The organism is Nonomuraea muscovyensis (assembly GCF_014207745.1).
GTDB lineage: Bacteria > Actinomycetota > Actinomycetes > Streptosporangiales > Streptosporangiaceae > Nonomuraea > Nonomuraea muscovyensis.
The window spans coordinates 2,364,976-2,376,988 of record NZ_JACHJB010000001.1 but is presented as its reverse complement, the minus strand read 5'-3'; the positions used below and the strand labels follow the sequence as shown (position 1 = coordinate 2,376,988).

13 protein-coding genes and 1 pseudogene are annotated in these 12,013 nt (G+C 70.3%); 10 read left to right on the top strand and 4 right to left on the bottom strand.

Going from position 1 to position 12,013, the window contains the following annotated elements; all coding sequences use genetic code 11:
- Positions 1-13 precede the first annotated feature (13 nt).
- The 10 genes from FHU36_RS11195 to FHU36_RS11150 all read left to right on the top strand — a co-directional run bounded on the left by FHU36_RS11195 (position 14) and on the right by FHU36_RS11150 (position 9,214).
- Positions 14-1,249: an Rv3626c family coenzyme F420 biosynthesis-associated protein gene (locus tag FHU36_RS11195; RefSeq protein WP_185083652.1), complete on the top strand. Its 1,236-nt coding sequence runs from the start codon at positions 14-16 to the stop codon at positions 1,247-1,249.
- A 77-nt stretch (positions 1,250-1,326) separates the two neighbouring features.
- Complete coding sequence (gene tilS, locus FHU36_RS11190; RefSeq protein WP_185083651.1) at positions 1,327-2,328, top strand: tRNA lysidine(34) synthetase TilS; 1,002 nt, start codon at positions 1,327-1,329, stop codon at positions 2,326-2,328.
- A gap of 10 nt (positions 2,329-2,338) precedes the next feature.
- Positions 2,339-2,890: a hypoxanthine phosphoribosyltransferase gene (gene hpt / locus FHU36_RS11185; RefSeq protein WP_185083650.1), complete on the top strand. Its 552-nt coding sequence runs from the start codon at positions 2,339-2,341 to the stop codon at positions 2,888-2,890.
- Between the two features lie 237 nt (positions 2,891-3,127).
- Positions 3,128-5,125: an ATP-dependent zinc metalloprotease FtsH gene (gene ftsH / locus FHU36_RS11180; protein ID WP_185083649.1), complete on the top strand. Its 1,998-nt coding sequence runs from the start codon at positions 3,128-3,130 to the stop codon at positions 5,123-5,125.
- Between the two features lie 19 nt (positions 5,126-5,144).
- Complete coding sequence (gene folE, locus FHU36_RS11175) at positions 5,145-5,726, top strand: GTP cyclohydrolase I FolE (protein WP_185083648.1); 582 nt, start codon at positions 5,145-5,147, stop codon at positions 5,724-5,726.
- A gap of 883 nt (positions 5,727-6,609) precedes the next feature.
- On the top strand, positions 6,610-7,461 hold the full coding sequence (gene folP / locus FHU36_RS11170) for a dihydropteroate synthase (protein WP_246502021.1): 852 nt from the start codon (positions 6,610-6,612) through the stop codon (positions 7,459-7,461).
- A complete protein-coding gene (locus tag FHU36_RS11165) occupies positions 7,458-7,907 on the top strand; it encodes a nuclear transport factor 2 family protein (protein ID WP_185083647.1) in 450 nt (149 codons plus the stop codon). The genes folP and FHU36_RS11165 overlap by 4 nt, the downstream gene beginning before the upstream one ends.
- Positions 7,897-8,262, top strand: a complete 366-nt coding sequence (gene folB / locus FHU36_RS11160; protein WP_185083646.1) for a dihydroneopterin aldolase — start codon at positions 7,897-7,899, stop codon at positions 8,260-8,262. Before FHU36_RS11165 ends, folB begins: the two co-directional genes overlap by 11 nt.
- A complete protein-coding gene (gene folK, locus FHU36_RS11155) occupies positions 8,259-8,762 on the top strand; it encodes a 2-amino-4-hydroxy-6-hydroxymethyldihydropteridine diphosphokinase (RefSeq protein ID WP_185083645.1) in 504 nt (167 codons plus the stop codon). The genes folB and folK overlap by 4 nt, the downstream gene beginning before the upstream one ends.
- Positions 8,763-8,779: 17 nt before the next feature.
- Entirely contained in the window at positions 8,780-9,214 is a 435-nt protein-coding gene (locus tag FHU36_RS11150; RefSeq protein ID WP_312891635.1) for a DUF3180 domain-containing protein, read from the top strand.
- 142 nt (positions 9,215-9,356) lie between these two features.
- Here the strand turns inward: FHU36_RS11150 and FHU36_RS45540 are convergent.
- From FHU36_RS45540 to FHU36_RS11130, 4 genes and pseudogenes are all read right to left on the bottom strand, one after another.
- Positions 9,357-9,491: pseudogene (locus tag FHU36_RS45540) on the bottom strand (type II toxin-antitoxin system PemK/MazF family toxin); the annotation flags it as partial.
- 20 nt (positions 9,492-9,511) lie between these two features.
- Positions 9,512-9,709, bottom strand: a complete 198-nt coding sequence (locus tag FHU36_RS11140) for a hypothetical protein (RefSeq protein WP_185083643.1) — start codon at positions 9,707-9,709, stop codon at positions 9,512-9,514.
- Between the two features lie 21 nt (positions 9,710-9,730).
- The gene (locus FHU36_RS11135) at positions 9,731-10,855 is read right to left on the bottom strand and encodes an acyltransferase family protein (RefSeq protein ID WP_221495832.1); all 1,125 of its coding nucleotides are present in this window, start codon (positions 10,853-10,855) and stop codon (positions 9,731-9,733) included.
- Positions 10,852-11,997: an NADH-quinone oxidoreductase subunit D gene (locus tag FHU36_RS11130; RefSeq protein ID WP_185083642.1), complete on the bottom strand. Its 1,146-nt coding sequence runs from the start codon at positions 11,995-11,997 to the stop codon at positions 10,852-10,854. Before FHU36_RS11130 ends, FHU36_RS11135 begins: the two co-directional genes overlap by 4 nt.
- Positions 11,998-12,013 lie beyond the last annotated feature (16 nt).

Here is a 12,013-nt window from a genome sequence, read left to right as displayed (position 1 = left end):
TACGGTGGACGGTATGCAGGTGATCGACTGGGATCTGGCCGTCACGACCGGCACGCGCCTGGTGCGCTCCGGTCCTCAGGTGAGCCGGGAGGAGGCCAGACAGGCCGTCACCGAGCTCCGCACGCTGTCCCGCGAGGCCGAGGGGCATGTGCGCGAGTTCACCAAGATTCACGCCGAGGCCGCTCCGCAGCCCGCGACCATCGTCGACCGGCCGGGCTGGATCAGGGCCAACGTCGAGGGGTTCCGCGTCGTGCTGGAGCCGCTGACCCAGCGGGTCGGCGACGGTGCGAACCCTCCTCCGCCCATCGTGGCCGCCGTGGGGTCCCGCATCACCGGCGTCGAGGTCGGTGCCGTCCTGGCCTTCCTCGCCTCACGGGTGCTGGGCCAGTACGAGCTGTTCCTGCCGCCCGACCCGGCCGGCCGCGAGCCGACGGGCCGCCTGACCCTCGTCGCGCCCAACATCGTCCACGCCGAGCGCGAGATGAACGTCGACCCGCACGACTTCCGCCTCTGGGTGTGCCTCCACGAGGAGACCCACCGGGTGCAGTTCACCGGGGTGCCGTGGCTGCGCGAGTACATCCGCTCGCAGATGACCGAGTTCCTGCTGGCCTCCGACCTCGACCTCACCACCCTCCTCGAACGGCTGCGCAGCGCCGCCGACACGGTGGCCGAGGTGGTGCGCGGGGGCGACGGCAACCTCATCGACGCCATCCAGACGCCCGCCCAGAAGGCGATCCTCGACCGGCTGACGGCCGTGATGACCCTCGTGGAAGGCCACGGCGACTACGTCATGGACGCCGTCGGGCCCTCGGTGGTGCCCTCGGTGGCCGACATCCGCGCCAAGTTCGCCGCACGCCGCGAGAGCGGCTCCCGCCTCGACCGCACCGTCCGCCGCCTGCTCGGCATCGAGCTGAAGATGAAGCAGTACGCCGAGGGGTCCGCCTTCGTGCGCACGGTGGTGGGCAAGGCCGGGATGGACGGCTTCAACCAGGTCTGGACCTCACCGGAGACCCTCCCGACGATCGCGGAGATCTCCGACCCCGACGCCTGGATCCGCCGCGTCATCGGCTCTTCCGCCCTGCCCGCCGCCGACACTCCCGCCGCCGGTAGTCCCACCGGATCCGGCTCCACCGACTCCACTGCCACTGACTCCACGGTCATCGGCTCCGGCGCCGCTGACTCCGCCCCCACCGACCCCTCCCCGGCCGACCCGCCTCCTGCCGGCCCGCGCCCCGCCGACCAGACCTGATCGGCGGGCCCGAGCCGCCGGAGGTGTCCGGGCGCCCGGCATGTCCGACGCGTCGGCGGGTCGGGAGCCGGTGGACAATGGGGCCCGTGGGTCCGCATCCAGCCGTAGCCGACGTTCGCAGGGCCGTGCGTGAGGCGATGGCCGACGTCCCCGAGGGCGGGCTGGTGCTGGCCGCGTGCAGTGGCGGCGCCGACTCGCTGGCCCTGGCGGCCGCTCTGGCGTTCGTGGCACCCCGGGCCCGGTTGAGGGGCGGCCTGCTGACCGTGGACCACCAGCTCCAGCCCGGATCGGCCGGGCGGGCCGAGCAGGTGGCCGGGCTGGCCGAAACCCTGGGGCTCCAGCCCGCCGAGGTCCTCACCGTCGAGGTGGGACGGGAGGGCGGCCCTGAGGCGGCGGCCAGGGACGCCCGTTACGGAGCGCTGTCAAAGGCGGCCGACCGGCTCGGCGCGGCGGCCGTGCTGCTCGGGCACACCAGGGACGACCAGGCCGAGACCGTCCTGCTCGGGCTGGCCAGGGGCAGCGGGCCCAGGTCGCTGTCCGGCATGGCGGCCGTGACCGGTCGCTATCGCAGGCCGTTCCTGGAGATCCCCAGGGCGACCACGGTGGCGGCCTGCCGCGCGCTGGGGCTCGTGCCGTGGGACGACCCGCACAACGCCGACCCCCGCTACACCCGGGTCCGCGTCCGCACCAGAGTGCTGCCCGTCCTGGAGGCGGAGCTCGGGCCGGGAGTGGCCGAGGCGCTCGCGAGGACCGCGCGGCTGGCGCGGGACGACGCCGACGCCCTCGACGCGTGGGCCGACAGGGCGTACCAGGATTGCGCTCTTAGCGATATCGCGGGCTCGGTGACGCTGGCCGTAGAAGGGCTGCGGGACCTTCCCGACGCCGTGCGGCGGCGGGTGCTGCGGCGGGCGGCGATCGCGGCGGGGACCCCGTCGGGCGCGTTGTCGGAGACCCATGTACGGGCTGTCGACCGGCTGATCACGCACTGGCGCGGCCAGAAGGCCGTTGATCTGCCCGGGGGTCTGGTCGCCGTGAGGCGGTATGGCACCCTGATAGTCGCCATCAGTCCCATCCCGTAAGGAACCACACGTGGACGCTGCCGACATGGGCAAGGACCTCGAGAAGGTCCTCATTCCAGAGGACGAGCTCCAGGCCAGGATCAGAGAGCTCGCCGGGCGGATCGACGAGGACTACGCGGGCAAGGACGTGCTGCTCGTGGGCGTGCTGAAGGGCGCCGTCATGGTGATGGCCGACCTGGCCAGGGCGCTGCGCGTGCCCGTCCAGATGGACTGGATGGCCGTTTCGTCCTACGGCGCCGGCACCCGGTCGTCCGGCGTCGTGCGGGTGCTGAAGGACCTCGACACCGACATCATGGGTCGCCACGTGCTGATCGTCGAGGACATCATCGACTCCGGCCTGACCCTCCACTGGCTGCTGGAGAACCTCAAGTCCCGCAACCCCGCCTCGCTGGAGATCTGCACCGCGCTGCGCAAGCCCGACGCGGTCAAGGTGCCGATCGAGGTGAAGTACGTCGGATTCGACATTCCCAACGAGTTCGTCATCGGATATGGCCTCGACTACGCCGAGCGCTTCCGCAACTTGCCTTTCATCGGGACCCTGGCGCCCCACGTCTATAAGTAGCAATCTCGACAGGGGCCGGGAACACCGTGCAACCTGACGTACGTTGGTAGGGCAAGACCGGTTTGGCGCGCGGTCCCTCCGAGCGCTGTGCCGGTGTACCTTCTGACTTCTGAGGGGTGACCCCGCGTCCTCTTCGGGTAGTCAGAAGTCGCGGCGCCGGATGCCGCGGCCCCGGGCCGCACCGGGGTTCAAGGCCATGGTCAGGAAGGGACGGGCCCGCAAGGGGTTCCGCATCGGATGGATCTCAAGCGATTTACACGTGGGCCACTGCTGTGGATCCTGGGCATCGTCGTGCTGCTCCTGCTCGTCACTCAGCTCTGGAGCGGCGGGGGCACTTACAAGCAGGCCGACACGTCCACGGTTCTCCAGCAGATTCGTGCCGGTAACGTCAGCAATGCGAAGATTATCGACAAGGATCAGCGGATCGAGCTCTCGCTCTACAACGCGATCCCGGTCCGGGCGGGTGACACCCCCACCAAGACCATCCAGGCCGACTGGGTCACCGGCTACGGCACCAAGCTGACCGACGAGCTGCAGGCGCAGGTCGACGCGAAGAAGACCAAGAGCTTCACCATCGAGGTCCCCACGGAGAACTTCCTGGTCAGCCTCCTGGTGAGTTTCCTGCCGTTCGTCATCATCGTGCTGATCTTCCTGTTCATCATGAACCAGATGCAGGGTGGCGGCTCGCGGGTGATGAGCTTCGGCAAGTCGAAGGCCAAGCTGATCACCAAGGACACTCCCAAGACCACCTTCGCCGACGTCGCGGGGGCCGACGAGGCCATCGAGGAGCTCCAGGAGATCAAGGAGTTCCTGCAGGCGCCGGCCAAGTTCCAGGCGATCGGCGCCAAGATCCCCAAGGGTGTGCTGCTCTACGGCCCGCCCGGCACCGGCAAGACCCTGCTGGCCCGCGCGGTCGCGGGTGAGGCCGGGGTGCCGTTCTACTCGATCTCCGGTTCCGACTTCGTCGAGATGTTCGTCGGCGTCGGCGCCTCCCGGGTGCGCGACCTGTTCGAGCAGGCCAAGGCCAACGCCCCGGCGATCATCTTCATCGACGAGATCGACGCCGTCGGCCGCCACCGCGGCGCCGGCCTGGGCGGCGGTCACGACGAGCGCGAGCAGACGCTCAACCAGCTGCTCGTCGAGATGGACGGCTTCGACGTCAAGGGCGGCGTGATCCTCATCGCCGCGACCAACCGGCCCGACATCCTCGACCCGGCGCTGCTGCGTCCCGGCCGCTTCGACCGGCAGGTCACCGTCGACCGTCCCGACCTGGAGGGCCGCAAGGGCATCCTGCGGGTCCACGGCCGTGGTAAGCCGTTCGCGCCCGACGTCGACCTCGACGTCATCGCGCGGCGCACGCCCGGCTTCACCGGCGCCGACCTGGCCAACGTGGTCAACGAGGCCGCGCTGCTCACCGCGCGCGCCGACCAGAAGCTGATCACGATGGAAGTCCTCGAAGAGGCGATCGACCGCGTCATGGCAGGGCCCGAGCGCAAGTCGCGGGTCATGTCCGACAAGGAAAAGAAGATGATCGCCTACCACGAGGGCGGTCACGCACTGGTGGCGCACGCGCTGCCCAACTCCGACCCGGTCCACAAGATCACGATCCTGTCCCGCGGCCGCGCCCTCGGCTACACGATGACGCTGCCGATGGAAGACAAGTTCCTGGCCACCAGGTCGGAGATGATGGACCAGCTCGCGATGCTGCTCGGCGGCCGCGCGGCGGAGGAGCTCGTCTTCCACGAGCCCACCACCGGCGCCTCCAACGACATCGAGAAGGCCACGGCCGTCGCCCGCCGCATGGTGACCGAATACGGCATGAGCGAGCAGCTCGGCGCCCGCAAGTTCGGCACCGGCCAGGCCGAGGTCTTCCTGGGCCGCGAGATGGGCCACGAGCGCGACTACTCCGAGAAGATCGCCTCCACGATCGACGAGGAGGTCCGCCGCATGATCGAGACGGCGCACGACCAGGCGTGGGACATCCTGGTCCAGTACCGCGACGTGCTCGACAACCTCGTGCTGGAGCTCATGGAGAAGGAGACCCTCTCCCGCGAGCAGGTGCTCCAGATCTTCGCCCCGGTCGTGGTCAAGGAGCACCGCCCGTCCTACGCGGGTTACGGCAAGCGCCTGCCCTCCGACCGGCCGCCCATCCTGACCCCGAAGGAGAAGCAGTCGGCCAACGGCTCGCTCACCACGGGCCAGCAGGGTGCGCTGTCGTCCGGAGACGGTGCGTGAAGCAGCACGAGGAAAAAGCGTGACACAGCACGACGTAGACCTGGGCCGGATCGAGAAGGCCGTCCGCGAGATCCTCTACGCCATCGGCGAGGACCCCGACCGTGACGGCCTGCTCGACACCCCGGCCCGGGTCGCCCGGGCCTACGCCGAGCAGTTCTCCGGCCTCGGCCAGACGCCCGAAGACGTACTCACCAAGGTCTTCGACGTCGACCACGACGAGATGGTGCTCGTCAAGGACATCGAGGTCTACTCGACCTGCGAGCACCACCTCGTCCCGTTCCACGGCTTCGCCCACGTGGGCTACATCCCCAACGACCGCGGCCAGGTGACCGGCCTGTCCAAGCTGGCCCGCCTGGTCGACGTGTTCGCCCGGCGCCCGCAGGTGCAGGAGCGGATGACGTCGCAGATCGCCGACGCGCTGATGCGCGTCCTGGAGCCGCGCGGGGCGATCGTGGTGGTGGAGTGCGAGCACCTGTGCATGACGATGCGCGGCGTGCGCAAGCCGGGCGCCAAGACCGTCACCTCGGCCGTCCGCGGCGACTTCCGCACCAGCGACAAGACCCGCTCCGAGGCGATGGCCCTCATCCTCGGCCGCCTCTGACCGCCTCCATCCCGCGCGGCCATCCGGCCATCCTTCACGGCACGGCGTCCCAAGGCGATCCTTCACGGCACGGCGTTGCAAGGCGATCTTTAACTGCACGGCGTTCCAAGGCCATCCTGTTTTTACGGCACGGCCGACTGGGCCGCCACCCGCCGCACGTGGCTGAGGGCCTCCAGGAGGACGCCCGCTGACCGGATGATGGCCGGCCGCCGTCACGCCGCACCCTGGGCCGTGCCTTCCCATTCCTGACTCACGGCCCTGGGATGGCCACGAGGGGCCGTGAGGGTCTCCGGAAGGGCCCGGCCACGTCCTACTGGCCCGCCCCCCGGGCTCTGGCGCCTCGGGCTCCCGCACCCCGGGCCTCGACCGTCCCCTCGGACATCGGTCCCTCGGACGTGGGTCCTTCGCAAGCCTCGATCGTCCCTCTCGGACGTCGTCCCCCTGCACATCGTCCCCCGCACGTCGGACGGTCGGACTCCCGCACGTCGGACGGTCGGGCTCCCGCACGTCGGACGGTCGGGCTCCCGCACGTCGGGCCTCGGCCGCTTCCGCACCTCGTGCTGCCGTGTGTCGGGCTCCCATGCGCCGGGCTCCCGCGCTCCGGGCTCTCGCGTCGCCGGCCGTGCGACGGCCGTGGGCCCGGGTTCCGCGCGAGGCTCGGGGCCGGTCGGGGGTCCGCAAGCAGAGCGCCCGGCATCGGCCCCGACCGCCGCCCCGTCGGCGACTTCGGCGTGTCCGTGGGTAGGGATGGGCTTGCCGGAAGGGGCGTAAAAAGGCGCCCAAGAGGAGAGGAACGGCGGCAAGAGCGGTCGCGCGGGATTCGTTATCCACAATGGGGGACCCATGACATCAACAGGTATGGGCAAGCGCCTAGGCTTGGCCCATGACTAGCGTGCCGGGTCTGTCAGCCGAGGAGCGGTGCCTCGTCATGGGCGTGGTCAACGTGACGCCCGACTCGTTCTCCGACGGCGGCCTGTGGTTCGACGAGCGGGCCGCCATCGAGCATGGCCTCGAGTTGGTCGAGCAGGGCGCCGATCTCGTCGACGTGGGCGGTGAGTCCACCCGGCCGGGTGCCGCCAGGGTGTCGCGCGAGGAGGAGCTCGCCCGCGTGGTGCCGGTGATCCGGGCGCTCAGCGCGGAGGGTGTGGCGGTCAGCGTCGACACGATGCGCGCCGAGGTCGCCGGGGCGGCCGTCGAGGCCGGGGCGAGGCTGGTCAACGACGTGAGCGGCGGCCTGGCCGACCCCGAGATGCCGCGCGTGGTCGCCGCCACCGGAGTCCCCTACGTGGTGATGCACTGGCGGGGCCACAGCCACGACATGGCCAGCCGCGCGGTCTACTCCGACGTGGTGACCGAGGTGTGTGAGGAGCTGGCCAAGCGGGTCGATCTCGTGCTGGCCGAGGGCGTGGCGGAGGAGCAGATCGTGCTCGACCCCGGCCTGGGCTTCGCCAAGAACGCCGAGCACAACTGGGCGCTGCTGGCCGGCATGCCACAGCTGGCCGAGCTGGGCTATCCGTTGCTCATCGGGGCCTCGCGCAAGAGGTTCCTGGGGCGGCTGCTGGCCGGCGCCGACGGCGCCCCCCGTCCGTTCAGCGAGTCCGACGACGCCACGGTGGCGGTCACCGCGCTGGCCGCGCGGGCCGGCGCGTGGTGCGTCCGGGTTCACCAGGTCGGCCCCAATGCCGACGCCGTCCGCGTGGCCGCCGCATGGAAGAGAGCCGGAGCCGATACATGAGCGTCGACACTGCCGCCATCGAGACGGTCAACCAGGACTTCTACACCGCGATCGAGGCCGGCGACCTCGACCGGATGACGGAGATCTGGGCCGAGGACACCGACGAGGAGCGGGTCACCTGCGTCCACCCGGGGTGGACGTTGCTGGCCGGCCGGTCCGAGGTGCTGCGCTCCTGGGCGCTCATCATGGCCAACACCACCTACATCCAGTTCGTGCTGACCGACGTCAACACGACGGTGCTCGGCGACGTGGCGGTTCTCACCTGCGTCGAGAACATCCTGACCGCCGGCGAGGAGGGCGAGGCGAGCTTCGCCGCCGGCAAGGTCGTGGCCAGTAACGTCTACGTCCGCACGGCGCAGGGCTGGCGATTGTGGATGCACCACGGCTCCCCGGTGCTGCAGGGCGACGACGACGAGGAGGAGGAGGACGGCGAGCTTGAGCACTGACCGCATCGCGCTGAAGGGGTTGCGGGCCCGGGGCCGGCACGGTGTGCTGCCTGCCGAGCGCGAGCTGGGGCAGGAGTTCGTGGTGGACGCCACGCTGTTCCTCGACACGGCTCCCGCAGCGGCGTCCGACGACCTGACCAAGACCGTCCACTACGGCGAGCTGGCCGAGGCGCTGGTCAAGGTCGTGGAGGGCGAGCCCGTCCAGTTGGTCGAGACGCTCGCGCAGCGGCTGGCCGACGTGTGCCTGGCCCACGAGAGGGTGCTGTCGGCCGAGGTGAGCGTGCACAAGCCGGCCGCTCCCATTCCTCTGCGGTTCGACGATGTGATCGTCACGATCGAGCGGAGCCGCCCATGAAATGCGTCCTGTCCCTCGGCAGCAATCTCGGCCGGCGTTTCGACACGCTGCAGGGAGCCATCGACACGCTCTTCGACGCGCCCGGTCTGGAGTTCGTGGCGGTGTCACCGGTCTACGAGACCGAGCCGGTGGGCGGCCCCGGCGGCCAGCGGCCCTACCTCAACGCCATCGTGATCGTCGAAACCAGCCTGCCGCCCCGCGCCCTGCTGGAGCGGGCGCAGAGCGTCGAGAACGCCTACGGGCGCGAGCGCCTGGAGCGCTGGGGGCCGCGTACGCTCGACGTCGATCTGATCATGGTGGGTGACGTGGTCTCCGACGACCCCGACCTGACGCTGCCCCACCCGCGGGCGCACGAGCGGGCCTTCGTGCTGGTGCCCTGGGTCGAGGCCGACCCCGAAGGCCGGCTGCCCGGCCACGGCCCGATCAGCGAGCTGCTGGCGGGCCTCGACCAGGGCGGCGTGCGGCTGCGCGACGACCTCAAGCTGCAGAGGCCGGATTGAGGGCCACCCGTCCCGGCGTGCTCGTCGGGATCGTCGTGGTCGTGACGCTCGTCACGTTCGTCCTGGTCAGGCAGTTCTACTCGGCGCTGCCCGTCATGCCGTGGACGGCCATCCCGACGGCGCTGCTGCTGGCGATCGGCGAGGCCTACAGCGGGTGGATGACCAAGGCCCGCATCGACCGCAGGCCCGGCACCAAGCCGGTCGAGCCGCTGGCGGTGGCCCGCCTGGCGGCCCTGGCGAAGGCGTCTGCCTACGCGGGGGCGGCGTTCGGCGGCATCTTCGCGGGGTTCGCCCTGCACACGGTGCAGTTGTTCACGCGCGAGACGCCGCGCACGGAGTTCTTCGTCGCGACGGGTTCGTTCCTGGCGTTCGTGGCGCTCGTCGGCGCGGCCCTGTTCCTGGAGAACTCCTGCCGCATCCCGAAGGACCCGGAGGATCAGAGACCGAGATAGAGCACGACGGCGTGCTCGACCTCGGCCATCTCGTCCCGTCGCAGGTAGTGGATCGGTTCCCCGTGGACGAACGAGGCGTCGAGGTGCGCGTCTGGTCGACCAGAAAACGCGTCCGTCGCCCGCCGAACTCCACCTCAGGCCGGAAGGCCGAGGGCTGCGCGCTGGTGGAGCCGGGGACGATCGTGGCGACACTCCACGACATGTCGGTCGGGCTCAGCACCAGGCCGAGGCGTCGCCCGCGCTGCTCATGCCCCCGCCCGGCGTCGCCGAGGTCCACCCGGTAGACGGCGCCGCGTATCACCAGGCGTCCGCTTCGTTCGAAAGGTCTTCGGCCGCCAGTCGCTGCGCGTCGGCGCGTGCCTGCTTGAGCCAGACCTCCCGCTCCAGCAGGCGAAGGGCACGGCGGATCACATCGCTGGTCCGCTCGCCCTTCTCCATGGCGGCTTTGATGATCTTCTCGTCCTCGGACGTGGCCCGGAAGCCGATGTTCGCCATGCTGGCAAGGTAGTAGCCCGTTCAACGTTTGTCTGGCAGTTGTTCGGCGCGCCGGCGGCGGTGGCCGAAGAGGTAGATGACCGGGAGGGTGCAGATCAGGGGGCCCAGGACGGCGATGGGGCGCTCCAGCCACCACCACAGGTCGGGCGGAACCTTCTGGCCGAGCGAGCCGAACAGCCACCACGAGATCCCGAGCGCGATCGCCATCCCGGTGGTGTGGAAGAGGTAGAGCGGCAGCGCGAACCGGTTGATCGTCTCGTTGACGCGCCGCCAGCCGGGCTTGTCGAGAAGGCGCTCCATCGCCGGCCGCAGCACCTCGACGATCCCGATCTGGAAGATCAGCAGAGCGACGATGACGAACGTCGGCGGCGCCATGTTCGACCACTTGTCGCCGGGCACCCCCACCATGGACCCGGGGTAGATGCCTGAGTACACCAGCCCGAACAGGGCGAACAGCCCCGTCCACAGCACCCCGAAGTCGTAGCGCCGGGGGAGCGCCACGATCCGCTCGTAGAAGAACCCGGCCTGGTGGGCGAGGCCCCAGACGACGACCATGTTCAGCCAGCCGACCCAGCCGACGCCGTACCGGAACCGCACCACGTCCACCACCAGCGCGGCGCCGCCGAGCCAGACGAGGGCCAGCACGTCGTAGCGGCGGTGCAGCCACAGCGCCACCGGTAGCAGCGCGACGAGCACGATGTAGACGCCGAGGAACCACAGCGGGCTGAGCACGAGCAGCACCACCCGCCACATCCACTCGACCTCGAACGCCCGCGTCACGACCGCGCCGACGGCGACCCACGCGCCTGACAGGACGAGCGCGGGCACGGCCAGCGCCCGGATGCGCCGCCAGACGAACGCCCCGATGCCGACCCCGCTCGCCCCGGCCCGGCGCCAGGACAGCAGGTGCACGTGCCCGCCGACGTAGAAGAAGAGCGGCAGCACCTGCAGCAGCCAGGTGAGGATCCACAGCCCCGAGGTGAAGCCGAGCGGGCTGGTCGGCTCCGGCCCGGTGGGTCCCCATTCCAGGATCGTGAACGCCCAGTGCCAGACCACGACGACGATGAGGCTGAGCGCGCGCAGCCAGTCGACGTACCTGTCGCGCGGGACCACGGCGGGGGCGGAGGGCTCCTCTCGGGTGGTCACTTGTCGATGTCGCCCACGACGAAGAACATCGAGCCCAGGATGGCCACCATGTCGGCCACGAGTTGACCGGGCAGCATCTCGCGCAGCACCTGGATGTTGCCGAACGAGGCGGAGCGGAGCTTGAGCCGCCACGGCGTCTTGTCGCCCTTGGAGACGAGGTAGTAGCCGTTGATGCCGAGCGGGTTCTCGGTCCAGGCGTAGGTGTGGCCCTCGGGCACCTTCAGCACCTTGGGCAGGCGCTGGTTGATCGGCCCGGGCGGCAGCGAGCGGAGCCGGTCGACGCACGCGTCGGCCAGGTCGAGGGAGACCTTGAGCTGTTCGAGCAGCACCTCGAAGCGGGCGTGGCAGTCGCCGGCGCCGCGGGTGACGACCTTCACGGGCAGCTCGGGGTAGGCGAGGTACGGCTCGTCGCGGCGCAGGTCGACGTCGACCCCGGAGGCGCGGGCGATGGGGCCGCTCACGCCGTACTGCATGATCTGCTCGCGGTGGAGGACGCCGACGCCCTTGGTGCGGGCGACGAAGATCTCGTTGTGCAGGATGAGGTCCTCGATGTCGGGGACGCGGCGGCGGGTCTCGGCGACCGCCTGCGACACCCGGTCGAGCCACCCGTACGGCAGATCCTCCTTCAGCCCGCCGACCCGGTTGAACATGTAGTGCATGCGCCCGCCGGAGATCTCCTCCATGACGGCCTGGATGCGTTCGCGCTCGGTGAAGGCGTAGAAGACCGGGGTGATCGCGCCCAGCTCCAGCGGATAGGAGCCGAGGAACATCAGGTGGCTGAGCACCCGGTTGAGCTCGGCCAGCAGTGTTCGCGCCCAGACGGCGCGGACCGGTGGCTCCATGCCGAGCATGCGCTCGGCGGCGATCACCACGCCCAGCTCGTTGGCGAAGCCGGACAGCCAGTCGTGCCGGTTGGCCAGCATGATGATCTGGCGGTAGTCGCGGACCTCGAACAGCTTCTCGGCGCCCCGGTGCATGTAGCCGATGATCGGCTCGGCGGCCGTGATGCGCTCGCCGTCGAGGGTGAGGCGGAGCCGGAGCACGCCGTGCGTCGACGGGTGCTGCGGGCCGATGTTGAGGATCATGTCCTCGGTCGCCAGCTCCTTGGCTCCCACGCCGATGCCGACCACGCGTTCCGTCATAAGGCCATGCTGCCAC